Here is a 24633-nt window from a genome sequence, read left to right as displayed (position 1 = left end):
CCCGCGCCCCTGCGCCTCGGCGGCGCCGGACTGGCCGTCGCTGACGGCCAGTCGCACCCGCGCGCCCTGCTCGAGCGCGCGCCGCGCAAGCCCCGCCGCGGCCTCCACCGCCGCTGCGAGCGCAGGATCCGCCCACAGGGCGGCTCCCGCGCTCTTCCCTGCTCCGGCCGCGTCAAGCACGATGAGCTGCCGCCCGGCGGCAGGCAGCTCCGTCTCTTTCGCGCGCAGCTCGCCCGTGCGCGCGGTGCTGCGCCAATGGATCCGGCGAAGCGGATCTCCTGGCGCGTAAGGCCGCGTGCCGCTCACCTGCGGCACGGGGTCCGAACCCGGCGGCCGCCGGGAAGCCGGACGTGCCCCTTCCGGGGCCGCGCCCGGCAGCGGCATCGCCGTGCCCGAACCTCCGGGCAGCACCCACAGCTGCCCGCTGCCTGCGCTTTCGCGCTTCGCCTGCACAAGCCCGAAAGCGTCCACGGCGCTCACGATCAGCGCCTCCTGCCGGTACACGCCGCGGGCAAGCCCCTGCACCGTACAGCGTATGACAGCGTGGCGCCGGAAGCCGGTTTCTGCCGTTCCTCGCCGGACGATCCGCTCGCCGGTGCCCTCGTGCACCCAGCGCTCCTCTACCCGCAGCCGCCCGCCAAACAACGGCAGCCAGGCCACAGAAAATCGGTAGGCCATCGAAACCGGTCCCCCGCTATACACGAACCGGTCAGCAGACGGCGCAGCCTCCATCCCGACAGGCCATCCTTCTATCCTCAGCCCGCGTCCGGCCGCAGCGCGAAACAACCCAAGATAAACAACGAAAAAAGCCCAGACATAAAATAAAAACCAAGCCGTCCGGCCGCCCCAGCCAAACGCCCACCAGCAGAGAAACGCCCCGCAGCCCCCGATCCATCCGACCGCCAATAAGCTTCGCATGCTTGCCGCCTTTCCTCAGCCTGCGGCATGCCGGCGGATCGGCAGCGGCGCGCTGGCGACGATCGAAGCGACAAGAGCTTCCGCCTGACGGCCGGAGAGCAGCGCAGCCGGCGCTAACGTTAAGCGATGCGCCAGTACGGGAACGGCCAGCTCCTTCACGTCGTCCGGGATGACATAGCTGCGGCCCCTCAGGAACGCCTGTGCCTGGGAAGCCCGCATCAAAGCGACCGAAGCCCGCGGGCTGGCGCCGAGCGAGACGTCCGGATGCGTGCGGGTTGCCGTCGCCAACTGGACGATGTACTGCTTGATCGTATCGTCGACATGCACGGCGCGGGCTTCCTTTTGAAGGGAAACGAACTCCTCCTGAAGGACCACCGTACGAATTTGAGCGAGCGGGAACGATTCTTCCATACGGCCCAGCATCTCCACCTCGCCAAGCGGGTCGGGATAACCGAGACGAAGCTTCACCATAAACCGGTCGAGTTGGGCTTCGGGCAGCGAGAACGTGCCCTCGAAGTCGACGGGATTTTGCGTCGCCAGTATAAAAAACGGCTCCGGCAGCGGATAGGTCGTTCCGTCGACCGTCACCCGCTTCTCTTCCATCGCCTCCAGCATGGCGGCTTGCGTCCGCGGCGATGCGCGGTTCAGCTCATCGGCCAACACAATATGGGCAAGCAAAGGCCCGGGACGGAATTCGAATTCGCCGCTGCGTTGGTTGTACACCGAAACCCCGGTCAGATCGGACGGGAGCAAATCCGGGGTGCATTGAATCCGCTTAAAGCTGCTGTCGATCGTTCTCGCCAGCGCGCGCACAAGCATCGTTTTGCCTACGCCCGGGACGTCTTCCAGCAGCACATGTCCACTGCAAAGCAGCGCCACAAGCAGCTTTTCGATGACCTCCCGTTTGCCTACGATGACCTTCTCCACCTGATACACGATCCGTTCAAGCACCGCCTGCGGCGTATCTGTCAAATTTACAGATTTTGTCACCTCGAAAACCTCCTGACCTGAATCATGGTATGCAAGCTTTTCCAGTCTTGCATTCTAGCATTCAGTATGGCCGGTTTTCATAGCTTTTAGACTTGAGCGAGAGATCTCACATGTTCGTCAACTATCCATCCAACCGATCCGATAGCCGCCATAGACTGCCGCCTGCACCTCAGCGGCCCCTCGTCCGTGCGGGACGGCGCTGGACAACATCCGGTCGCCCAGCAGCTCCAGCGTTTGACGGAGCGGCACATACAGCGTCCCGTTCGCAAGCTCCATTTCTGGAAACGGGTGAATGCGTGTCTTCGCTTCAGCATCCCATTCGGCTGCCGGACGCCGTACCCTCAGCTGCTGCCGGGCCAAATCGTACTCGGCCATAATCGCTCCATAGCGGACGACAGCCGTCCGGCGTTCGGCCATCCACTCAACGGTTCCGCCCATCGCTGCGATCAATGATCTCAGAGGTACCCTGTAGCTCCCGTCCCGAAAACGGAACTGCTCCTTCGTTAAAGCCAACGTGCGGTCACCCAAATGCACATTCAAACGATCCGGCCCTCCCCTTTGAACGGCTTCCGTATAAGCTATGCCCGCAGACGAGCCGGGCAGCGCTTTCGGGGCGTTATCCTTGCCCGGAATATCCTCTGGAGCCCAAAGCCCCCTATGTTCGTGCACAGCAGCTAGCAGGCTGTCGAACGATTCACGAGTTTCCGTCCTGGACCATTTCGGTTTCCCCCCGGAAAACTGCACCGGCTTCACCTCCGAGGTTAGCGAAGCAAAAACATAGCCTTTTTCTTTAAATAACCGGATGATCCGGGGAAGCGCTTTTACCGTTTCTTCATGTCCCGAACCGTCGTGCATCAGCACAATAACCTCGTTTCCGAACGGCCCTTTTTCCACCGTACGGAAAATCTGGTCCGCCGTCATCCCGGGACGCCTCGCATCTTCGCTGTCGATGCTCCAATCGTAAATCTCGTAGCCGGCCTGCCCCAAATAATAGAAATAAAAAGCGTCAAAATTGCCGTACGTTCCGCCCGGAGCACGGATAAAACGCGGCCTGACGCCCGTCGTCTCCAGCAATATATTTTCCGTCTTCCGAACCTGCTCCCAGAATGCGCGAAAATCGGAATACAGCTCCCGGTAGACGTGATTATACGTATGATTGCCGAGGGCGTGGCCGTCCTCCACGATACGCTTCGCTATTTTCGGGCGTTCCTGTACCTGCTCGCCCAGCACGAAGAAGGTGGCCCGGACGTCCTCCTCCCGCAAAATATCCAGCACTTTCGGGGTCAGCTTGCTTGGCCCGTCGTCAAAGGTCAGGTACACCGTCGGTTTCTCCGCCGGAGTGTAGTTTTTTTCGATTATCAGACGTTTGCCCGATTTCAGCTGCTCAAATAAAGCTTCCTCTCCTTCATGGCCGGGTGCCGCCCCTGCCGTGTTCGTCAAGACCGTAAGCCACAGGATCGTGAGGCCAAGCATGGCTGTCCAAACGGTGCTTATCATGCGGAACGAATAAGCTTGCGGTCTGCGCTTCATTGAGAGATCCCTCCGTATAGTTCTATGAAATGGGTATTGATAGAATATATGGATGGTTTTTCTCTTTTATGACCGGAGCGCCGCCCTGAGGTTCGCCGGACGACCATGGAAGAAAAGATTGACAAGGGGAAGGGAACGAGGTAGAATTTTTCACGATAATGATAATCATTTTCATTTAAAGAGAGGGGTATCATCTTTGTTTACATCCTTGCGTTCGAAATGGAAATCCGCTGCTAGGCTCTTGGCCTGCGCGACCGCCTTGGGTGCGGTGCTGAGCGGCTGCGGCACGGCTAACACTCCGGCCCCGACTAATGATACGACCCAGAAGCAGCCGGCTGCGGCAGCCGCATCCGAACTAACGATCAACCACGCGATGGGCTCTTCCAAAGTTCCCGCCGAGCCTAAACGGATCGTCGTCCTGACCAATGAAGGAACGGAAGCCGTGCTTGCCCTTGGCTTAAAACCGGTAGGAGCGGTTAAATCCTGGTCCGGCAGCCCATGGTACGACCATTTGAAGAAAGATCTGGACGGTGTCGAAGTCGTCGGAGACGAGAACCAGCCGAACCTTGAGGCGATCGCCAAGCTGAAGCCCGATCTGATTCTCGGCAACAAACTGCGTCAGGAAAAAGTGTACACGCAGCTCGCCGCCATCGCGCCGACGGTATTCACGGAACGTCTGCAATCCGATTGGCAGAAAAATTTCCGGGTCTATGCCGAAGCCGTTAACAAAAAAGCCGAGGGCGAGCAGCTCTTGCAGCAATATGACAAACGCATTGCCGACATGAAAGCCAAAGCGGGAGACAAGCTCAATACGAAAGTATCGCTTGTTCGCTTTATTCCGGGGAAAGCCCGGCTTTATATGAAAGATACGTTTGCAGGACTTGCGCTCAGCAAAATCGGCTTTAAGCGTCCGGCCGCTCAGGACAAAGACGAGTTTACGGCCGAAATCAACAAGGAACGCCTCCCGGATATGGACGGAGACATTCTCATCTATTACGTATGGGATAACGATAAAAAAGAAGCGAGCGCCGTCGAGAAAGACTGGACGAGCGACCCGCTTTGGAAAAACTTAAACGTTGTGAAGAACAACAAAGTGATTAAAGTGAGCGACGATATTTGGAACTCCTCCGGCGGGATCATTGCCGCCAATAAGATGCTGGACGAAGTAGATCAATACCTGCTGAAATAAACCTGCCGCCCGTTACTCGAAAAATTGGATGCACACCGGTTTCGGTATGCGGAGCTCATAACCTGTGGGCTCCAGCCGGCCGGTGTTTTCATTTACGGCCAACGTGACAATGGAATCGGAATTTTGATTGGCTGCCAACACGAATTTCCCATCCGGCGTGACCGCAAAATTTCTCGGCCACGCTCCGCCGGTCGGCTCGTGCTGGATCAGCGTCAGCTTGCCGCTGGTCCGATCGATGCGGTAGACGGCTATGCTGTCGTGCCCGCGGTTGGAGCCGTATAAGTAATCCCCGGTCACCCCGATATGGATATCGGCGCAATAGCTCTCTCCGGCAAACCCTTCCGGCAGCGCGGACACCGTCTGGATCGCCTGAAGCGTTCCGGCTTCTTGGCTATAAGCGAACGCCGTAATCGTAGAATCCAACTCATTAATCACATACGCATACGGAAGGTGAGGATGAAACGCCATATGCCGAGGGCCTGCCCCGGCATGCACCTGCACTTCGCCATGTAAAACAAGCTCCGGTTTTTCTCCACTCTCTTGGATGCTATAGATCATGATTTTGTCCGTTCCGAGATCTGCGACATAAATGCGAGAATCTTTCAGGACGGTGCAATGCGCATGAGCCGCTTCCTGCCGATCGCTGCGGACGCTTTGTCCCTCATGCTGTTTCCGATCCGCCAATGGGCCGATACTGCCATCTTCCGAGATCGGGTACAGGCTTACGCTGCCGCTTGTATAATTGGCTACGACGAGCTGCTTCCCCTCACGGTCCGTTACCAAATGGCACGGCGAAGCGCCGAAGGAAGGCTGTTTGCCGATATAGCGCAAAGCTCCGGTCTCCGCTTCCACGGCGTAAGACGCCACTTCCCCGCCTTCCTTGCCTGCCTCATCCTGCAGCTCGCTTACCGCAAACACCCTGCCGCGTTCCGTATCTACCGTTAAGAAGGAAGGCATCTCAACCTCCGCATAAGCGCTGATGGCAGACAACTTCCCGGTTGATTTATCCATGCTTAACACATATAAAGAATCATTTCCGCCGCCATTATAAGTTCCTACATAGACGATCCGACTGGACTGTTTTTCATACCGCTGCATTCACGAACGCTCCCTTACTGGAAATTTATTGCTAAGGATTGTTTTCGCCAACCCCAGTATGTATTCCTGCTTCTACCAACTTGATGCAAATTTAAAAGCCGGGGCTCCGTTACGCTGTCCCCGGCCTTTAGATGTACGGTGGCTATAAGGTCCCTACTCCGGCCTGAGCGGCCTTGACGGCTTCGAGCACCTGCTCGACGTGGCCTTTAATCCGAACGCCACGCCATTCGCGAACAAGCTTGCCTAGCGGATCGATGACAAACGTCGAGCGCACCACGCCCATATATTCGCGTCCGTACATCTTTTTCAGCTGCCAAACGCCGAACAACTCGCATACCTCGTGGTCGGGATCGGAGAGCAGCAGGAACGGCAGCTCATATTTGGCGGCGAACTTCCCATGGGACTTCAGGTCGTCCGGGCTAATCCCGATCACCTCGGTGTTCAACGCTTTGAATTGCCCGTTATAATCGCGGAACTGGCAGGACTCCTCCGTACATGTCGGCGTCATATCCTTGGGGTAGAAATAAAGGACAACATACTTCCCCCGAAACTGCGAAAGCGTTACGGATTCCCCGCTTCCCGCCGTCAGAGTAAAATCCGGAACAGGTTGTCCGGGTTGAAGCTGCGGCATAGTTGTTCATCTCCTCACATCCGTGTTTTTCTTTGTACAAGCATTATACGAAACTCTTCCGCCGCAAAACAACTTGACCTCCATCTCATAAACTGTTCGCACCTCTTACTGTTACGGGAGACCGGCTAATGAACCGGAGCTCTTGCTTCGTTTGTTGTTTCTTCAAAATTCTCTACAATCTTTCAGACGAACGAATAATACGAGAAGCCCAAGTAAACCTTGCTTACAAGTGGTTTCTGGGTCTTAACCCGGAAGATACTCGCCCAGACCCTTCTCAGCTATCTCGCTTCGGAATCATCGGTTAGGCGCTAGAGCGGTAGATGAGGTGCTCAAGGCCATTGTTCGTCAATGTATCGAAAAGGAACTCGTAAAATCGAAGATCATCATGGATTCCATACATACCCTTTCAGCCCATCGAAGCAGCTTGAGGTGCTCCGCGACGCCGCCAAATGCCTACTTCGATCATGGTAAAGAAATATCCGAAATTGAAGAAGCTTCCGCGGCTTCACAAATTGAAGAAGGACTAGGTATATGCGGAGAAAATCATACTGCACTACTTGGCTGAGCTCGGTAAAGCTGCCGAGACGTCTCAGAGAAAATCCAGGTTGTCAAAGAGATTGTGAAAGATGAGCGGCTGCTTGCCTATTCCATTCGAATGTGGCTGAGCAATATCAGTATTAGATCCAGTTTGAGAACAACAACGATATTCAAGGAACGGATTCATCGCCGACCCGATCATTGAGCATAAAAATGTGGAAATGGAAAGGTACCAGGGATGAGAAGTGCCAAATACCGGGGACTAACTCGCATGCCAACCCAAGCTATACTTACCGCTTTCATCGTAAATGCGAAAAGGATGATTAAGCTGATAAGACAAATGCAGCCCGCCTCCTTAAGGGAGAGCGGACTGCATTTATTAGTTTTAATCCACAAATCCGACCAAACCTATACCACTGTCTCGCCATCAACCCAAAATCATGGACTTTGTAGGACTCTCTCATAAATGAGTGCTTGATATAGATGGTTTGAAGCTCCTATTTCTTATTGATGAACTCTTTCAGGGAAGCGTTCAATTCGTCCTTCAGACCGGCAATCACTTGGTCTTCGTTAAGCCCTTTTTCTTTGGCGATATCAGCAATCGTTTTGCCGTCGTTGAAATAGCTGCGCAGTTCATTTTGGGAGATGCCTAGAACTTTAGCCACGGACTCTTCATCAACTTGAGTCTTCAATTTCAGTTTTTTAGCGAATACGCCCTGCATTTTATCTTGATAGCCGGCTTTGCTAACCGCTGCGGAAACCTTATCTTGCACTTCTTGCTTCAGTTGCTCGGCTTCATCATCGGTGATGGTCTTTTGGTTCAGCGCACTTTCTATTCTCTTGATCATAGGAGTAACCAGTCTGTCGGTCAGCTCCGATTGTTCAATACCGCGGAGACGGGCCAAATCGGAAATAGACTTTCCATTTCTAAGCTCTTGGTTCAAGTCATCCGTACTCATATCAACTATGCTGGACGACATCACAACAATCGAGTTCAATCCAACGTCCACGCGTTTTTGCAACGGTCTGGACACATCCGGAACAACCGTTGACGAATCATCCGCAAACGCCTTAGGAGCCGTTGCCAAACCGCCGATTCCGCCAAACAATACTGCTGCCGCTACCGTACCTGCCATAACTTTACCTGTCCATTTTTTCATAATTCTCTCCACCCTATCCTTTTTTTTATTTCGAACATACGCTTGAACATTTGTTTTGAACAAATGTTTTGAACATATGTTCAATTCCCTATGATTTGTATCATACCACTGGATAAACCTCCCTGTCAACTCGCTCGAAATCATCAAGTATGTACATTTTTTGAACGAGCCAGTTCGTGGTAAGGGATTTATTGCTAGTATAGGAGTGAAATATGAACTCAACGTTACGTGAAGCTTAAAAGGAAATGAAAGAAAGCTTAAAAAAATCTTAAAACAAAGAGACTTGATTTTTCGAAATTTTGCCCAACTGGGGATTGGCCCAGTCCACTAGACGTTTGTCGCATACTATAAAATAAATCCAACTCGAAAGGAGCCGCTTATATGCACGATTACGATTGCTATTCTCCATGTCCGACCAAGACCGTTTACGATCCGCCCGTCCGGATCTACCGGGATTTTTTCCATCCTCAGATCGTTCAGGTCGTTCATCCCGTCGAAATCGTCAATCGCCATCATTGCGTCCCTTGTCCGCAGCATGTTTACTCCTATTCCGAGAGAGACGAATGGGTCAAAGGCGGGCACAAAGGCTACTAATGGTAACCTTGTCCACGGCGCTGTTCCCAGTACGCAAAAGAGGAGCTTGCCTGTCGGCAGCTCCTCGCGATCCCCATATGTTACTTGTTACATAATACTCCGTCCGTCTTTTACGAGCCCGCTCCACGGTACCGCTTCACCCCGTAATTCCACACCGCCAGCCCGAAGGTCAGGAAGACGAGCCCGACTAGCGGGGTAAGCAAGGCGAACGTCCCCCAATTCGCTCGGTCCAGGAAATAGGCAGCCGGATAAAAACCGACGAAGCCAAACGGCAGCACCCATGTCAGCATGATGTTAAGAAGACGGTTGTAGATCGTCATCGGGTACCGCCCGTAGTTTTGCAGGTTCCACAGCAGGGGCAAAATGCCGGTAGGCGAATCCGAGAAAAACGACAACGATGTAAAGAAAATGTACACGCCCCCGTAAATCATGATCGAACCGAGCACCAGCACAATTAGAATGAGCGGATCGTACCACATCAGCCCGAGATCAAGCTGTGTCCAGGAATAGATCATGATGATCAGACCGACCAGCGCGCTGAACAGCGAGGACGGATCCATATTTTCCAGCATCAGCTGGATCAGATTATGTGCCGGACGGGTTAAGATCCGGTCCATTTCGCCTTTGACGATGTACCGCTCGGTGAATCCCCAGAGATTAAAAAACGTAATAAACAAGCCGTAAGGCACCATAAAATAGCCGTAGATAAACAAAATCTGCTGCTCGTTCCATTCGCCGATTGCCGCGGTATGCTGGAACACGACGAGAATGAAAAATAAATTCAGCCCGTTAAACAACAGATCGGACAGCACCTCGATCCAAAAATCGGAACGGTAGGTGAGCCGCGTTTTCATGTAATTTTTCAAATAATTGACAAACAGGCTAGCATAGAACATGCGCCATCACCCTCCCTGCACGAACAGCCGCGTCCGTGCGCTCCGCCACAATACATAGAGCGGCACAATCAACAGCACGAACCAGACGATTTGGATGGCAAATACGTTGTAAACGGCGCTGCCGGCGACCTTGCCGGTAAAGACGGAGCCAGGCAAGTACGTGATCGCCGGAAACGGCAGCAGATTCATCAGCTCTTGCGCCCAGCCCGGGAAGAACGACATTGGCACGACCAGGCCGGAGAACAAATCGACGGTTACCCGCTTCATCCGCATCATGCCTTCGTTGTTTTCAAGGAAAAAAGCAAACAGGCCGGTAATAATATTGATCTGCGTATTGATCAGGAAGCTGAAAAACAGCATGGCGAGAAAAATAACCCAGGTCAGCGGATCTGACGGCAGCTGCACCGGAAACAAGAACGAGACGATCACCATGCCCGGCACGGAAAATAGAAAAAACCGGAACAAGCCTTCGCCGAGACCCTGCATCATTTTGACGACGATGTAATTGTACGGCCGGATGAACTGAATCGCGACGCTGCCGTCTTTGATCTCATTCGCAATTTCCCGGTCCAGATTGTTAAAATAAAACGCCCGCGCCATCCACGATATAGCCACATAAGTTGTCATCTGGGTCACGGTCATCCCGCCGAGCAGCTCTTTCGTCCCGTAAATCGCTTTCCACAGAAAATAATACGCCCCAATATTAAGGGCATAAATAATAATCCCGCTGTAATAATTGACCCGGTAAGCGAGCATCATCAGGAAGCGGATGCGGATAATGTCCAGATAAGCGCTAAACATGCAGCGTCACTTCCTGTTCTTCGCGCAGCTCCTTTTTCGCTTCCGCCGATCCGGATTTGTAAATTTCCCGCACGATGTCGTCCGTATTCGTTTCGAGGATTTTAATGTCCTCGATCGTCGTTATGCCGACAACCCGGCTGAGCACCTCGGAGACGCTTGCCGCCTGCTGGGGAATCCATACTTTGGCCGTCAGCTCATTGTCGAGCGACCAGTGTACTTGCAGTCCTGCGGTCAGCTCCTGCAAACGTGGCAGCGATATCGGTTCCGAGAAACGGAGAATGACTTCCTTGCCTTTGCCCCAGCGTTCTTTTAGCTCCTCCAGTCCTCCGTCGTAAATGATCCGGCCATCGTCAAGCATAATGACCCGGGAACACAGCGCTTCAATGTCCTGCAGATCGTGGGTTGTCAGCAGAATGGTCGTGCCGTACCGTTTGTTCATGGATTTCAGAAACTCGCGGATTTCCGTCTTGACCATAATATCCAGACCGATCGTAGGCTCGTCCAGAAACAAAATTTCCGGATTGTGAATGAGCGATGCCGCAAGCTCGCAGCGCATCCGCTGGCCCAGACTCAGCTTGCGCACAGGCCGGTTCAACAGCTCGCCAAGCTGGAGTCGCTCCACCAGCTCGTCCATCCGGCTGCGGTACTCCGCATCCGGGACGCGGTACACTTTCTTGAGCAGCTGGAACGACTCGATCACGCCGATATCCCACCAAAGCTGGCTGCGCTGGCCGAATACGACGCCGATATTGCGGACGAATTTTTCCCTCTCTTTATAAGGAACGAAGCCGCCTACGCGAATATCGCCGGAGGTGGGAACGAGAATGCCGGTTAGCATTTTGATCGTGGTCGATTTGCCCGCTCCGTTCTCGCCGATGTAGCCGCATATCTCGCCCTGCGGAATTTGAAAGCTGATGTCTTTCACCGCGGCGACTTGGTTATACTCTCTCCTGAACAGGTCGCGCACGGCGCCTTTCAAGCCTTCCCGGTTTTTCTGAACTTTGAATTCTTTTCTCAGCCGGTGCACATCGATGGCGAGATTCATAGGTGTAGGTCCTCCTGTCAAAATATGCCGAAGCTTGCAGGCGCGGATTGAAACCTTTTATAATAATGAAATAGTTTCCTATCCTAACGTATGCATGTTCCTGCGGCATTGTCAAAACCTATACCCGTTATGATACACCAACCTTACGATCAGGAAAAGCGAACGCAACCAGAGGAGGGAACCGAATTCCCATGGTCCGCACGATAAAATGGTTTTTCATTTCGCTGCTGCTGCTGTTGCTTGCAGGAATCGGCTATTTTACATATTCATTCGTTCAATTTGCCAATAACATTCAAAGTCATCCCGATACGACCAAATTCGGCGGGCTTACCCCGAAGCAGCTCAACATGTCGGACAGCTACACCCCGCCCAAATGGGAGGGCAACTCACGGGTGAACGTGCTCATTCTCGGCGGCGACTCCCGGGGACTCAAAAAGAACGAAGTACCGCGTTCCGATTCGATTATGGTCGCCTCGATCGATCCGGTGACGAAGAAAGCGTACTTATTTTCGATTCTGCGCGACACGTACGTGAAAATTCCGGGGCATGGCGAGGACCGCATCAATACGGCACTTGCCATCGGCGGGCCGAATCTGGCTATGCGCACGGTTAGCGACCTGCTCGGCATTCCGATTCAGTATTTTTTCTATACCGATTTCAAGGGCTTCATCGCGCTGACCGACGCTATCGGCGGCATTGATCTTGAAGTCGAGAAGGACATGAAGTACCGCGATTCGGAAGACGGCCATGAGTACGATATCGATCTGAAAAAAGGCATGCAGCATCTCGACGGAAAAATGGCGCTGCAGTACGTCCGGTTCCGGCACGATGCGATGAGCGACTTTTCCCGCACCGAGCGGCAGCGTAAATTTTTGCAAGCCGTCGCGCAAAAAATGCAGACGACCGGCTCCCTGATCCGGCTGCCGAAAATATTGAACAGCATCGATCCTTACCTCGAAACGAACTTGACGACGACCGACATGCTGAAGCTCGGCTCGCTCGCCTTCGAGGCCAAAACCGAGGGGATGGTCAGCCAGCAAATTCCGCCTTCCGAGCTGCTGATTGAAAAACGGGTCGGCGGCGCTGAAGTCCTCAGCGTCAACCGCACCAAGCTGCAGGATTACATTAAGGCACTGTTCGAAGGCCGGGACCCTCTGGCTCCTGCCGGCAAAGAAGGCGGCAATAAAAGCACGACCGGCACCGTCCCGGCCAAAAAACAATAGCAGCTAGGAAACATACGCAAGCGGGAGGCCTGGGGCTTCCCGCTTTTGACCTGAAAGGAGAACTGTCATTATGATCGAAATGCATGTTATTGATGCCTTTGCGGACAAACCGTTTCGCGGCAACCCAGCGGCGGTGTGTTTGCTGGAACGTTACCCTTCCGACCCATGGCTTCAGCAGGTTGCGATGGAGATGAACTTGTCGGAAACGGCGTTTCTCTCCCCTCAACAGGACAGAAGCTACCAGCTTCGCTGGTTCACACCGACGGTTGAGGTGGATTTGTGCGGCCATGCCACGCTGGCCAGCGCACATTATTTGTGGGAAACCGGGCGGGCAGACCGCAAACAGGCTTTGACTTTTCACACGCTTAGCGGCCAGTTGACGGCCTCCCTGAGTGAGGACGGCTGGATCCGGCTCGATTTTCCCGTGGAACGGATTACTGAAACGGAGGCGCCGGACCGATTGGCCGATGCCTTGGGCGGGGCCGTGCCCCGTTTTGTCGGAACCAACGGGCTGGACTTGCTGGTCGAGCTGAACTCGGAGGAAGCCGTACGCGTGCTAAAGCCCAATTTCACCATCATGGCGGAGCTCGGTGTCCGCGGCGTGCTGGTTACGGCCCGTTCGCATGATGAACGGTACGATTTCGCCTCCCGCTGCTTCTTCCCGGCGCTCGGAATCGACGAAGATCCGGTTACCGGATCGGCCCATTGCGCACTGGCGCCTTACTGGCGGGACAAGCTGGGAAAAGACCGGATGACAGCCATTCAATCGTCAGCACGAACAGGCGTTCTTAGACTGGCGCTAGTCGATGACCGTCTTCACATCCATGGTCAGGCGGTAACGGTGCTTAAAGGCTCGCTTCTCCACCTTCCTGCAGAATGAGACAGCGACCCGATCCAATCCGATCCGGAGAAAAATTCACTGCCGGAACGCAATCCTTTATGAATGTAGATATACATAGATGGAAAGGACTTGAATTCTCATGAGCAATCCATTTGCGTCTAACGCATCCAAAGCCAAGCCCCGTACACGCTCCGCAGCGCTTTATACGGAGGCGCTTGAGCATATCGTCGGCGGGGTCAACAGCCCTTCCCGCTCCTTCAAAGCCGTGGGCGGCGGAGCGCCCGTATTCATGAAACGGGGACAAGGAGCGTATTTCTGGGACGAGGACGACAACCGCTACATCGACTATTTGGCCGCCTACGGTCCGATCATTCTCGGCCATGCGCATCCTCATGTGACATCCGCCATCGTCCGTGCGGCAGAAAACGGCACATTGTACGGCACGCCAACGGAACTCGAAATCCGGTTCGCCCGCATGCTGAAAGAAGCGATTCCGTCGCTTGATAAGGTCCGCTTCGTCAACTCCGGCACCGAAGCCGTAATGACGACGATCCGGGTAACCCGCGCCTATACCGGTCGGAACAAAATCATCAAATTTGCCGGCTGCTACCACGGCCATTCGGACCTGGTGCTCGTCGCCGCCGGCTCCGGCCCGTCCACCCTCGGAATTCCGGACAGCGCCGGTATTCCGGTCAGCATCGCGCACGAGGTCATCACCGTGCCGTTCAACGACCTCGCCGCGCTGGACGCTGCGCTGGAGCGGTGGGGCAGCGACGTGGCCGCGGTCATGGTCGAGCCCATAGTCGGCAACTTTGGCATGGTCATGCCAAAGCCCGGCTTCCTGGAAGGACTGTGCTCCGCCGCCCGCCGGAACGGCTCCCTTGTCATCTACGACGAGGTGATCACCGCGTTCCGCTTCCATTACGGCGCTGCCTCCACCTTCGCGGGGTTGCCCGAAGGTACCGATTATGCAGCCATCGAGCCCGATCTTACGGCCCTTGGAAAAATCATCGGCGGCGGGCTGCCGATTGGCGCTTACGGCGGCCGCGCAGAGATCATGGCGCAGGTTGCGCCGCTCGGACCGGCCTACCAAGCCGGCACCATGGCCGGCAATCCGGCATCGATTTCCGCGGGGATCGCATGCTTGGAGGCGCTGCAAGAGCCCGGCACCTACGAGCGGCTGGACCGGCTGGGCGCCATGCTGGAAGCAGGCCTTGCCGAAGGGGCGCGCAAGCATGGTATCGCTCTAACCGTGAACCGCATCCGCGGCGCGCTGTCGACACACTTTTGCGACCATCCGGTGACAAACTACGACGAGGCGCTAAATACCGACGGCGAGCAGTTTGCAGCCTTTTTCCGCTATATGCTGGAGGACGGCATTTGCCTGGCTCCTTCCAAATATGAAGCCTGGTTCTTGACCACGGCTCATACGGATGAGGATGTCGCTTATACGATTGAAGCGGCAAATCGCGCATTCGCCCGCATGAACGCTTAACTGACAGATCGGCAATAAATTCCATTTATCACCCAAATTACGAACTATTATCGGACAAAGGTAATAGTTCGTTCGTTTTTTATCAACCCTCATCATTCCGCTCCGAAATTGCCTTTATTCACCAGTTATGCAAAATAGACAGCGCTTACAATTAACATTTCCCTTCAATGTTCTATTGTCTCACATGAAATTTCGTGATATTCTATAAATACTTTAAAACCAAGTGAATTCGGCTAAATGTAAGGTTTTTGCCATGTTAACTATGAAGCTGTGCGTTTGGACGGTTGGGGCGTTGTCCCTTTTATCACCCGCTTCCGCACAGCTTCTGCTGAATCGAGAAACCGAAAATCAAGTGAATTATGCAGAATAAATGTATTTTTATTCATTGCAATGATTCGTTGACTCTTTCCGCTTTCTTGCTTCACATGAACAAAGCCTTCTTTTCAGGACGAACCCGCAACTAATTTTAATGGGAGGTGACGGTCAGCCTGCTGACCACGAGAATGAATCAAGTTATGCGCAATGAAGGCCGCTTTCAGAATTTATTGGCCACCGAACATGATAGCTGCGGTATCATCTGTATTATTGAAAAAGACGGATTTCCGTCCCGCGACAACATTCAAAAGACGATCGACGCCCTCGTGAAAATGGAGCATCGTTCGGGTTTCATTAACGGGGAAGGCGACGGCTGCGGCATCCTGACCGACATTCCGCGCGCCCTGTGGGAGAAAAAGCTGACCGACGCCGGACTCGACGGCAAGCTTGCTCATGACGAGCGCTTCTCCGTTGCGCACATTTTCGTGCCGCGCAAGCTGGACATCTCCGCTCCCGATATGCAAAAAGGCATCCGCGAGCTGTTCTCCCAGTTCCAGGTCAGCATCCTCTTGGAGCAGGAAAATCAAGTGGACAGCAGCGTGCTCGGTCCGAACGGACGAAACGACGAACCGACCTTCTGGCAAATCGCAGGTCTCTGTGACAAGCAGGAAGTGAAAGTCTCCGACCACCTGTTTGAGCTTCATGTGGCGATCGAAGCCAAATATAACGTACACGTCGCCACCCTCAGCAACGTCACGGCCGCTTACAAAGTGATGGGCGCCGCCAGCATTTTGCCGAAATACTTCAATGACACCCGCGACCCGCTGTTCGCAGCGCAGGTTACTATCGGACACAACCGATACTCCACGAACACTCAATCCAGCTTCTTCCGCGTGCAGCCGTTCTCGCTGCTTGGCCATAACGGCGAGATCAATACGGTGAAAAAGATGCGGATCGAAGCCGACATGGTCGGCGTGCCCCTCGTTGACGGCGGCAGCGACTCCCAGGACATGAACCGCACCATCGAAACGTTCATTCACCGTTTCGGCCTCAGCTTGTTCGAAGCGATGGAAGTCGTTTTCCCTCCGATTCTTAATGAGATGAAGCTTTTCCGTCCGGAACTGCAGGACATGTACGTCTACTTCCGCCAAGCTTGGGGCCATTACGCGCAAGGACCGGCAGGAATCGTTTCCCGTTACGGTAACGAGTGCATTTTCAGCGTCGATGCGCTTGGTCTGCGTCCGGTATGGATGGTGGAAAGCGAAACGTCCCTGTATTTCTCCTCGGAACAAGGCGTCATTACGGTCGGCGAGATGGTCGCAGATCCGAAACCGATTGCACCGGGCGAAAAAGTAGGCGTTGTGCTGACACCGGGCGAGCATGTTCAGGTGATTCCTTATCATCTGGTGCAATCCGCCGTGCTGGAACGCGTGCAAAGCCGTCTCGGCCTTGAAGGGCAGCGCAAGCACTTGAACAACGAAATTCCGGCCGTCGAAGCGGCGCCTTCCGCCGACGTTACGCCGACAGATGCGCTCTACAGCGCGTTCGGATGGGACCGCGACGGCATCCAAATGATCGAAACGACCGCCGAAACCGGCGCAGAGCCCATCCGCTCGCTCGGCCACGACAGCCCGCATGCCGCGTTGAACTGGGAGCGTCAGAATATTCCGGATTTCATCAAAGAAAGCGTTGCGGTTGTTACCAACCCGGCGATCGACCGTGACCGCGAAATGGAGCATTTCTCCACGCGCGTTGTCGTGGGGCCTCGCCCGGCCGTGTACAGCCAGCCGGATGACCGGCTGCGGGTAGAGCTGCTCTATCCCGTCGTGCTGGAGGGCAGCAACGGTATCGATTCTTTGGCTGAATTGAAACAGCCGAGCTACGAGCAGCTTGTCGCGATGTTCGGAGCGCAAAACGGCGATGTCGTCGCCACGTTGTCGACGACATTCTCCCGCGGCACTTCGCTGAAGGATGCCCTGGAGCAGCTTGCGGCGGACGCTGTGCAAGCCGTACGCAGAGGCGCTATGCTGCTTGTGCTGGATGATAGCGAGGCGCATCAGAACGACCAGCTGTGGATGGACCCGCATTTGGCTGTCTCCAAAGTCGATATCGCGCTGCGCGAAGTGAAGCTTGGCTACGGCGACAACCTGCGCCGTCAAACGACGATCGTGCTGCGCAGCGCGGCGATCCGCAACCTGCACGATATGGCCGTTGCTTGCGGCTTGGGCGCAGATGTACTGTCCCCTTACATCTTGTTCACTACGGCAGCGGCAAAGGATGGCGCGCCGGCGGCACGCAAAGTATTTACCGCTTTGATGAAAGGCTTGGAGAAAGTCATCTCCACGATCGGTACGCATGAACTTCGCGGCTATACCCGCTTCTTCTCGTCGATCGGCCTGAAGCCGGAGCTCGCCGACGTGCTGGATATCGTAAACTACCTGGGCAGCGATAAGGCCGGAACCGGCTTTGCCGAGCTCGAAGCCGATGCCGAAGCCCGTTACAACGACTTTGCCAATCCGAAAGCAAAAGCAGCCCGCAACTTCCGCTTCTTCCAACGGATGTGGAAAGCGCTCGGCGATGCGGCTTCCGGAGCGGCCCCATACGAAGATTATCGCGACAAGTTGCGCGAAGAAGAAAAGAAAAATGCCATTTCCATCCGTCACGTTGCGGATTTCAATTATGAGAAAGCGCACGCCGAAGGCCGCAAGCCGCTCGACCCTTCCCAAGTCGAGATTGGAATCGGAGGCCACGATTTGCCGATGCTTATCTCGTCCATGTCCTTCGGCTCGCAGAACGAGACGGCATTCCGCGCTTACGCCGAAGCCGGCGAGCGCCTGAACATGGTGACGATGAACGGAGAAGGCGGCGAGATCAAAGACATGCTCGGCCGCTATAAGCGGACCCGCGGCGCCCAAGTCGCATCCGGACGCTTCGGCGTCAACGTCGAGCTGGCGAACGCTGTTGCCTTCTTGGAAATCAAGATCGGTCAAGGCGCGAAACCGGGCGAAGGCGGCCACTTGCCGGGTTCCAAAGTAACGGCGAAGATCGCATTGGCACGGAACGCAACCATCGGCTCCGACCTGATATCGCCGTCCAACAACCATGATATTTACTCCATCGAGGACTTGGCGCAAATCATTTCCGAGCTGAAGGAAGCCAGCGGACGCAAGGCGAAAATCATCGTCAAAGTTCCGGTCGTTCCCGGGATCGGCACGATTGCAGTCGGCGTTGCCAAGGCAGGCGCGGATGTGATCACCTTGTCCGGTTTTGACGGCGGTACGGGTGCGGCCCGGATTCACTCCATCACACACGTCGGTCTGCCGACCGAAATCGGTACGAAGCTGGCACACATCGCGCTGATCGAAGCCGGATTGCGCCACAAAGTGGAGCTCTGGTCCGACGGCGGCATGAAATCCGGTGCCGACGTTGTGAAAATGGTCATGCTCGGCGCGAACCGCATCGGCTTCGGCTCTATCGCAATGCAGTCCATCGGCTGTACGACGTGCCGCGGCTGTCACTTGGATACATGTCATGTCGGAATCGCGACGCAGATCGACTCGATGGAAGAAGCGGAAGAAAAAGGTCTTCGCCGCTTCGTGCCTCGCGTCTACGATACGGCTGTTGAATCGCTTGTTCGTTTGTTTGGCGGGATCGGCCGCGAAGTTCGCGACATCGTCGCTCAGCTCGGCTTTGCGAACCTGCAGGATCTCGTCGGTCGTTCCGACCTGCTGCAGCAAGTAAGTCATCTTGAGAAAATCGATCTGTCCGACCTGCTCCGTCCGGCTCCGCTGTCCTTGGCGGCAGCACAAGAAGCTTTGGAGGAAGTTGCAGCCGCGGTATCCTCGGATATTCGCATTGCGGCAGGCGCAGAAGGCCAGCAATTTTTCCCGGATGTCGTTTCGTTCGAAGCGCCGGTGGAGCGCACTTGGTCCAAAGTCGATGCGGAATCCCGTATCCTTGGCAGCCGCTATGCAAGCCACCGCGTAAGAGATCGTTTCGACGGCAGCTACGATGCGCTGCCTCCGGTAAGCATCACCATGACCGAAGGTTCCGTGCCGGGTAACGGGTTGGCTGCTTTTAATGCCCGCGGTGTAAACATCACAGTTCACGGCGGTGCAGAGGACGGCGTCGGAAAAATGTCGCTCGGCGGTAAAGTCGCGATTCTGAAAGCACCAAGCAAGCATAAGCAGTTCATCAATGGCTCCGTGGGCAAGTCGTTCGGCTACGGCGCGCAAAAAGGCTTGTTCCTGATTCAAGGCAATGCCGATACCCGCGCTTGCATCCGGTTCTCCGGCGCAGACGTCGTATTCGGCGGCGAAATTACGGCACCGATTCAAGACGAGCTCGGCGGCATTGCAGCCCGCGCGAACTTGAAAGGCTTCGCCTTTGAATATATGACCAACGGCCGCGCTGTTGTGCTCGGCGATCCGGGTCCTTGGATTTGCGCAGGGATGACGGGCGGCGTCATTTACCAACGCCTCGTACCGGAGATGGGTCTGGATCAAGCCGCCATCGAACGCCGGGTAGCCAAAGGCGCCAAGGTCAAAATCGAACCGGTCGGCGTACAAAGCGTGAAAGACTTAAACGAACTGCTCGGCGCATACCATGAAGAGCTCGTGAAATCCGGACAGCCGGAAGCCGCAGCGAAAGTGGAGCATTTGCTGAACAACCTGCAAACGAGCTTCGTTCGGATCGCTCCGGTCGGTCTGCAAGCCGATCAATCGGTAGCTACCGAATAAGATCCTCATCAAAGGAAAAGCAGCGTTACCCGAACGAACGTTTGGGAATACGCTGCTTTTTTATATGCTATAGATAATGGACAACTTAGCCCTTCGCCGCCCGGTAAGCTTCGATATATTGCGCGGCTTTTTGGGCTACCAGACTGTAATTGCCCGTTTTGACGGCTTCCGTTGTCAGATCGGAACCGATACCGACAGCCACTGCGCCCGCCTTGATCCAATCGGCAAGATTGTCCAGCGAGACGCCGCCGGTCGGCATAACGTTGGCTTGCGGAAGCGGCCCTTTGATCGCTTTGATCGTCGATGGCGAGTACAGATTGCCCGGGAACAGCTTCACGATGTCTACGCCGAGCTCCAGTGCCCGTTGAATCTCTTGAATCGTCATAACGCCCGGCATCACAGGCACGCGGTACCGGTTGCACAATGTAACGGTATCCGGATTTAACGCCGGACCGACCACGAATTCCGCACCGCTTAGAATGCCCGCCCTCGCCGTTTCCGGGTCCAATACCGTCCCTACGCCGATAATCGCATACTTGGACGGATCTTGTGTCGAGCTTGAATATTTTTTAGCCAGCTTCTCGATGGCTTGCAGCGCAAACGGCACCGTCATGGTCACTTCGATCACTTTGATCCCACCGGCAATCGCCTGTTCCGCCATTTCGACAACTTCATCCGGCGTCTCTCCGCGCAGAACCGCTACCACGCCTTCATTGGTCAACTGCTGCAAAAGCTTGATTTTTTTCATATTCCCTCATCCATTCCTAATATGAAATTAGTAGTGCAGGACTTGTTGCATCGGATACTACCTCTCGACATGCTTTACGTTGTTAAGAAACGCCTCCACTTGCTCCCAGGTCGGAATGCCTTCCCAGTCTCCCTCCATCTGTACCACCATACAGCCGATCAGGTTACCGAGGCGGACCGCTTCTTCCAAACGATAGCCCTTGAGTAACCCAACGAAAAAGCCTGCGCAAAAACCGTCTCCTGCCCCGACCGTATCGACCACTTGCTCCGCTTTAAAATACGGCACCGAGCTTACGCGTCCTTGCTCGACGATATACGTGACGTCTTCGCCGCCCTTGACAATCGATACCGCCTTAAGCTGGCTGAGCCGGGCGACAATGTCTTCGAAGCTGTCCGTTTGATACAGCAGTTTCAACTCGTCCAACCCCGGGAGAAAATAATCCGCTTCTTGGGCCAATTCCAGCAGCACCTCTCGCGCTTCTTCCAGTGACCACAGCTTCAGCCTCAAGTTCGGATCAAAACAGACCTTCACACCATGCTTGCGGGCTATTTTCATCGCTTCCCTGACCGTCTCCCGGCAGGTCGCACTGAGCGCTGTCGTAATTCCTGTTACATGCAAATATTTAGCCTGCTTAATATATTGCTCGTCTAAATGCTCCGGCTTCAGCGTACTGGCTGCCGAGCCTTTGCGGTAATAATAAACCGATGTTTTCCCGGATACCACCTCGCGGAGCATCAAGCCGGTCGGCGCTTCCGTTGCCAGCTCCACACGGGAGACATCCACGCCCTCGCCGCGGATTTTTTTCATGATCATGCGGCCCAGCGGATCTTTCCCCAGGCGGCTGAACCAGCCTGCTTTGTGGCCCAGACGGGACACCCCGATTGCCACATTGCTTTCCGCACCGCCGAACAGCCCTTGGAAGCGGGACGAATATTCGATTCCTTTGCTTCCTTCCGGCATCATCAATGCCATCGATTCCCCGAATGTAATGATTTCCGGCTGAAACATCTGCTGCTGCTCCGCTCGTCCGTTCTCCATCATTATCTCGCCATCCATCCCCCGTCCACACAAAGCACGTGGCCGCTCATATAGTCTGAAGCCTGCGACGCCAGGAATATGATCGGTCCTTGCATATCTTCCGAAGTTCCCCAGCGCCCAGCTGGAATACGCACCAAAATTTGCGAGCTGCGATCTTCATCCGCACGAAGCGCCGCCGTATTGTCGGTAGCCATGTACCCCGGAGCGATAGCGTTAACTTGAATGCCTTTGCTGGCCCACTCGTTCGCAAGCGCTTTAGTTACTCCGGCAATCGCATGCTTGGAAGCGGTATAGCCCGGCACATTAATCCCGCCTTGAAAACTTAACATTGATGCAATATTTATAATTTTACCCGACCCTTGTTTAATCATTTCACGCCCAACAAGCTGTGACAGGAAAAAAACAGAGTTTAAGTTCAAATTCAGCACATCATGCCAGTCCTGCGCCGCGTGATCGGCAGCCGGCGTACGCCGAATAATCCCGGCATTGTTAACCAAAATATCGATTTTTCCAAATACGGACAACGCCTCGTCTACCACGCTTTTCAATACGCTTTCATCCATCAGATCCGCTATGATGGTGTGTGCCTTACGGCCCATCGCTTGGATTTGCTGCTCAACCTCACGCGAACGGTCGTTGCTCGTTACGATAACGACGTCTGCGCCTGCCTTGGCCAAGCCTAAGGAGATACCCGCACCAAGACCTACGGCTCCCCCGGTTACTAAAGCCACTTTTCCGGTCAAATCAAACAAATTCATCTCTAACACCCCATTTAAACGTTTTAAGCGTATCCGAGCTTACGTTCTAATCGGATTGCTCATTCCTTTTATTATAAGTCATACTGCTGTAAACTGCTATAGTCGGGTCCAAAATGTAACCGGAACGCTAAATTTTGTAGACAATTTGTATAGCTTCGGGCCCTCTTGCGTTTGTCTAGTGTAAAAGGACAGCCCCTATATCGAAAGAAGCTGTCCTTTTGTGTAGCCCGATGTTTTGTCGAAATTACTTAGCCTGTCTTCGTGAATTCTCCGGAGTAAGCGTATTTCACTTCTTCGATCGTTACGGCAAAGCTGCCGGCAGGAATTTCAATCGTTTGTACCGCACCGGACGTAGCCAAGAGCAGCTGCCGCCCCATAGGGGATAAGAATGAAACATAGTTTTTATCAGGCGCAGTCAACGTTGGGAATACAATCGTAAACGTTTCCTCTAAACCGTCATCCTCATACTTCACCTTTACGCTGCTGCCGATCAGCACCTTGGAATATAAGGATTGCATGAACTGTACTTCATCTTGCGCCAATAGACGTTCCAGAACTGCCGTGTATTGTTCGATGAACTTCTCGAGTTTTGCTCGGTCCTTGCCTTGCTGCGGGCAAAAGTCATCAAGAAACGCACTGCTTTGTTCGTCAAAATAAAGCAATTGGTTAATTAATTGGGTACGGGCGCCACGTCCGAAACTAGGGTTCATAGTAGATATCCCCCCCTATATACGTTCTCATCCTTTGCGAGTTCAGCCTTTGTACTGCCATAGGACTCATATGCTTTCCTCCTTAAAAAAATAAGCCCCTCGAAAGGAGCTTTAACCCATTGTATCAGAACTTTTCCGTAAATGCCATGATTCCCAGAGATTGAACTGCGAAAGCTTATCCTACGTGCTCCCGCCCGATATATAATTTAGAGCACTGCATGGAAAGTGGCCCCCTCTATAAGAGGGATCCTCTATAGCCAAAAGAATACAACAAAAAAAGGCCTGTTTCCAGACCTCTTTAATTTCAAATATGACGTCCCAGGAGGGATTCGAACCCCCGACCGACGGCTTAGAAGGCCGTTGCTCTATCCAGCTGAGCTACTGGAACTTGCACATGGAGCGGGTGATGGGAATCGAACCCACGCTACCAGCTTGGAAGGCTGGAGTTCTACCATTGAACTACACCCGCATTAAAAAAATGAATGGTCGGGACGACACGATTCGAACATGCGACCCCCTGGTCCCAAACCAGGTGCTCTACCAAGCTGAGCTACGTCCCGTTATAAATGCCGGTAGAGGGACTCGAACCCCCACGGTTTCCCTCACGATTTTGAGTCGCGCGCGTCTGCCAATTCCGCCATACCGGCATATCATAAATGGAGCGGAAGACGGGATTCGAACCCGCGACCCTCGCCTTGGCAAGGCGATGCTCTACCCCTGAGCCACTTCCGCATACTACTTTTAGATTAAAACCAAAAAGAGCGATTGTCAATCTTCAAAAGCAAAAGTTGCGATGGAGCGGAAGACGGGATTCGAACCCGCGACCCTCGCCTTGGCAAGGCGATGCTCTACCCCTGAGCCACTTCCGCTCAATTTATTTTGTAAGAAGATGAGCCATGTAGGACTCGAACCTACGACACCCTGATTAAAAGTCAGGTGCTCTACCAACTGAGCTAATGGCTCGTGCTAAAAATACTGGGGATCTAGGATTCGAACCTAGGCATGACGGAGTCAAAGTCCGTTGCCTTACCGCTTGGCTAATCCCCAATGACTATGGGGCGATCGAAGGGAATCGAACCCTCGAATGTCGGAGCCACAATCCGATGCGTTAACCACTTCGCCACGACCGCCATATGAATTACCATGTGGCATAAATGGTGCCGTCGAGAGGAATCGAACCTCCGACCTACGCATTACGAGTGCGTTGCTCTACCGCTGAGCTACGACGGCACGTTGCAAAAATTAAAAATTTCGGAACCCTCGGATATTGTCCGTTTCGTTCCGAAGTTAAAAGCTTTAAAATGGCGGAGCCGACGGGATTCGAACCCGCGGTCTCCTGCGTGACAGGCAGGCATGTTAGGCCTCTACACCACGGCT

The 24633-nt window shown here is 54.2% G+C and carries 19 protein-coding genes, 10 tRNA genes and 1 pseudogene; 7 read left to right on the top strand and 23 right to left on the bottom strand.

All coding sequences use genetic code 11. From position 1 onward, the window contains the following. The 3 genes from KQX66_RS35830 to KQX66_RS35820 form a co-directional block, all read right to left on the bottom strand. Positions 1-918: DUF58 domain-containing protein (locus KQX66_RS35830; RefSeq protein WP_216798299.1), on the bottom strand; the 918-nt coding region annotated here is incomplete at its 3' end. A gap of 15 nt (positions 919-933) precedes the next feature. Then, complete coding sequence (locus tag KQX66_RS35825; RefSeq protein WP_216798298.1) at positions 934-1908, bottom strand: AAA family ATPase; 975 nt, start codon at positions 1906-1908, stop codon at positions 934-936. Positions 1909-2025: 117 nt separating this feature from the next. Beyond that, positions 2026-3438 carry a polysaccharide deacetylase family protein gene (locus KQX66_RS35820; RefSeq protein ID WP_216798297.1) on the bottom strand — a complete coding sequence of 471 codons (1413 nt, stop codon included), beginning with the start codon at positions 3436-3438 and terminating at the stop codon, positions 2026-2028. Positions 3439-3634: 196 nt separating this feature from the next. On the opposite strand from KQX66_RS35820, the gene KQX66_RS35815 reads away from it, so the two are divergent. Further along, positions 3635-4627: an ABC transporter substrate-binding protein gene (locus tag KQX66_RS35815; RefSeq protein WP_253957664.1), complete on the top strand. Its 993-nt coding sequence runs from the start codon at positions 3635-3637 to the stop codon at positions 4625-4627. A gap of 12 nt (positions 4628-4639) precedes the next feature. Here the strand turns inward: KQX66_RS35815 and KQX66_RS35810 are convergent, their stop codons facing one another. Together KQX66_RS35810 and bcp are read right to left on the bottom strand one after the other, a co-directional pair. Then, on the bottom strand, positions 4640-5725 hold the full coding sequence (locus KQX66_RS35810; RefSeq protein ID WP_216798295.1) for a lactonase family protein: 1086 nt from the start codon (positions 5723-5725) through the stop codon (positions 4640-4642). A 142-nt stretch (positions 5726-5867) separates the two neighbouring features. Then, positions 5868-6356, bottom strand: a complete 489-nt coding sequence (gene bcp / locus KQX66_RS35805) for a thioredoxin-dependent thiol peroxidase (protein WP_216798294.1) — start codon at positions 6354-6356, stop codon at positions 5868-5870. 94 nt (positions 6357-6450) lie between these two features. On the opposite strand from bcp, the pseudogene KQX66_RS35800 reads away from it, so the two are divergent. Beyond that, positions 6451-6999: pseudogene (locus tag KQX66_RS35800) on the top strand (transposase); the annotation flags it as partial. Between the two features lie 391 nt (positions 7000-7390). Here KQX66_RS35800 and KQX66_RS35795 read toward each other — a convergent pair. Beyond that, positions 7391-8053 carry a hypothetical protein gene (locus tag KQX66_RS35795; RefSeq protein WP_216798293.1) on the bottom strand — a complete coding sequence of 221 codons (663 nt, stop codon included), beginning with the start codon at positions 8051-8053 and terminating at the stop codon, positions 7391-7393. 381 nt (positions 8054-8434) lie between these two features. Between KQX66_RS35795 and KQX66_RS35790 the strand changes: the two genes are divergently transcribed. Continuing rightward, positions 8435-8647, top strand: coding sequence for a hypothetical protein (locus KQX66_RS35790; protein WP_216798292.1), 213 nt, complete (start codon positions 8435-8437; stop codon positions 8645-8647). Between the two features lie 110 nt (positions 8648-8757). Here KQX66_RS35790 and KQX66_RS35785 read toward each other — a convergent pair whose 3' ends face one another. Genes KQX66_RS35785 through KQX66_RS35775 form a run of 3 tightly spaced genes read right to left on the bottom strand, consistent with a single transcriptional unit; the run spans position 8758 to position 11389 of the window. After that, positions 8758-9543, bottom strand: a complete 786-nt coding sequence (locus KQX66_RS35785) for an ABC transporter permease (RefSeq protein ID WP_216798291.1) — start codon at positions 9541-9543, stop codon at positions 8758-8760. A 6-nt stretch (positions 9544-9549) separates the two neighbouring features. After that, the gene (locus KQX66_RS35780; RefSeq protein ID WP_216798290.1) at positions 9550-10344 is read right to left on the bottom strand and encodes an ABC transporter permease; all 795 of its coding nucleotides are present in this window, start codon (positions 10342-10344) and stop codon (positions 9550-9552) included. Next, positions 10337-11389: an ABC transporter ATP-binding protein gene (locus KQX66_RS35775; RefSeq protein ID WP_216798289.1), complete on the bottom strand. Its 1053-nt coding sequence runs from the start codon at positions 11387-11389 to the stop codon at positions 10337-10339. Before KQX66_RS35775 ends, KQX66_RS35780 begins: the two co-directional genes overlap by 8 nt. A gap of 191 nt (positions 11390-11580) precedes the next feature. On the opposite strand from KQX66_RS35775, the gene KQX66_RS35770 reads away from it, so the two are divergent. The 4 genes from KQX66_RS35770 (at position 11581) to KQX66_RS35755 (ending at position 20002) form a co-directional block, all read left to right on the top strand. Next, positions 11581-12612 carry an LCP family protein gene (locus KQX66_RS35770; protein WP_216798288.1) on the top strand — a complete coding sequence of 344 codons (1032 nt, stop codon included), beginning with the start codon at positions 11581-11583 and terminating at the stop codon, positions 12610-12612. Positions 12613-12682: 70 nt separating this feature from the next. Beyond that, complete coding sequence (locus KQX66_RS35765; RefSeq protein WP_216798287.1) at positions 12683-13492, top strand: PhzF family phenazine biosynthesis protein; 810 nt, start codon at positions 12683-12685, stop codon at positions 13490-13492. 100 nt (positions 13493-13592) lie between these two features. After that, positions 13593-14948, top strand: coding sequence for a glutamate-1-semialdehyde 2,1-aminomutase (locus KQX66_RS35760; protein ID WP_216798286.1), 1356 nt, complete (start codon positions 13593-13595; stop codon positions 14946-14948). Between the two features lie 503 nt (positions 14949-15451). Further along, positions 15452-20002, top strand: coding sequence for a glutamate synthase-related protein (locus tag KQX66_RS35755; protein ID WP_253957663.1), 4551 nt, complete (start codon positions 15452-15454; stop codon positions 20000-20002). Positions 20003-20087: 85 nt separating this feature from the next. Here the strand turns inward: KQX66_RS35755 and KQX66_RS35750 are convergent, their stop codons facing one another. The 14 genes from KQX66_RS35750 to KQX66_RS35685 form a co-directional block, all read right to left on the bottom strand. Beyond that, positions 20088-20750, bottom strand: coding sequence for a bifunctional 2-keto-4-hydroxyglutarate aldolase/2-keto-3-deoxy-6-phosphogluconate aldolase (locus KQX66_RS35750; protein ID WP_216798285.1), 663 nt, complete (start codon positions 20748-20750; stop codon positions 20088-20090). A 57-nt stretch (positions 20751-20807) separates the two neighbouring features. Further along, positions 20808-21806 (bottom strand): sugar kinase, encoded by a 999-nt coding sequence (locus KQX66_RS35745; RefSeq protein ID WP_438804225.1) that lies wholly within the window; start codon positions 21804-21806, stop codon positions 20808-20810. Beyond that, on the bottom strand, positions 21791-22546 hold the full coding sequence (gene kduD, locus KQX66_RS35740; protein WP_216798284.1) for a 2-dehydro-3-deoxy-D-gluconate 5-dehydrogenase KduD: 756 nt from the start codon (positions 22544-22546) through the stop codon (positions 21791-21793). The genes KQX66_RS35745 and kduD overlap by 16 nt, the downstream gene beginning before the upstream one ends. Before the next feature lie 248 nt (positions 22547-22794). Next, positions 22795-23256, bottom strand: coding sequence for a GreA/GreB family elongation factor (locus KQX66_RS35735; RefSeq protein WP_216798283.1), 462 nt, complete (start codon positions 23254-23256; stop codon positions 22795-22797). A gap of 314 nt (positions 23257-23570) precedes the next feature. After that, positions 23571-23644 (bottom strand) — tRNA-Arg (locus tag KQX66_RS35730). Positions 23645-23651: 7 nt separating this feature from the next. Then, positions 23652-23725 (bottom strand) — tRNA-Gly (locus tag KQX66_RS35725). 14 nt (positions 23726-23739) lie between these two features. Beyond that, positions 23740-23816: transfer RNA gene (locus tag KQX66_RS35720), tRNA-Pro, on the bottom strand. 7 nt (positions 23817-23823) lie between these two features. After that, positions 23824-23903 (bottom strand) — tRNA-Leu (locus tag KQX66_RS35715). 10 nt (positions 23904-23913) lie between these two features. Next, a tRNA-Gly gene (locus KQX66_RS35710) sits at positions 23914-23988 on the bottom strand. Between the two features lie 62 nt (positions 23989-24050). Continuing rightward, a tRNA-Gly gene (locus KQX66_RS35705) sits at positions 24051-24125 on the bottom strand. Between the two features lie 21 nt (positions 24126-24146). After that, positions 24147-24219 (bottom strand) — tRNA-Lys (locus KQX66_RS35700). A gap of 12 nt (positions 24220-24231) precedes the next feature. Continuing rightward, positions 24232-24303 (bottom strand) — tRNA-Gln (locus tag KQX66_RS35695). 7 nt (positions 24304-24310) lie between these two features. Beyond that, positions 24311-24386: transfer RNA gene (locus KQX66_RS35690), tRNA-His, on the bottom strand. A gap of 25 nt (positions 24387-24411) precedes the next feature. Further along, positions 24412-24486 (bottom strand) — tRNA-Thr (locus KQX66_RS35685). Positions 24487-24633: the final 147 nt, after the last annotated feature.

Origin of the sequence: Paenibacillus oleatilyticus, assembly GCF_018998565.1 — a bacterium.
In the GTDB taxonomy this organism is placed as follows: Bacteria; Bacillota; Bacilli; order Paenibacillales; family NBRC-103111; genus Paenibacillus_G; species Paenibacillus_G oleatilyticus.
Note: the sequence above shows the minus strand (reverse complement) of the source record. Positions and strands in the feature narration are given on the sequence as shown.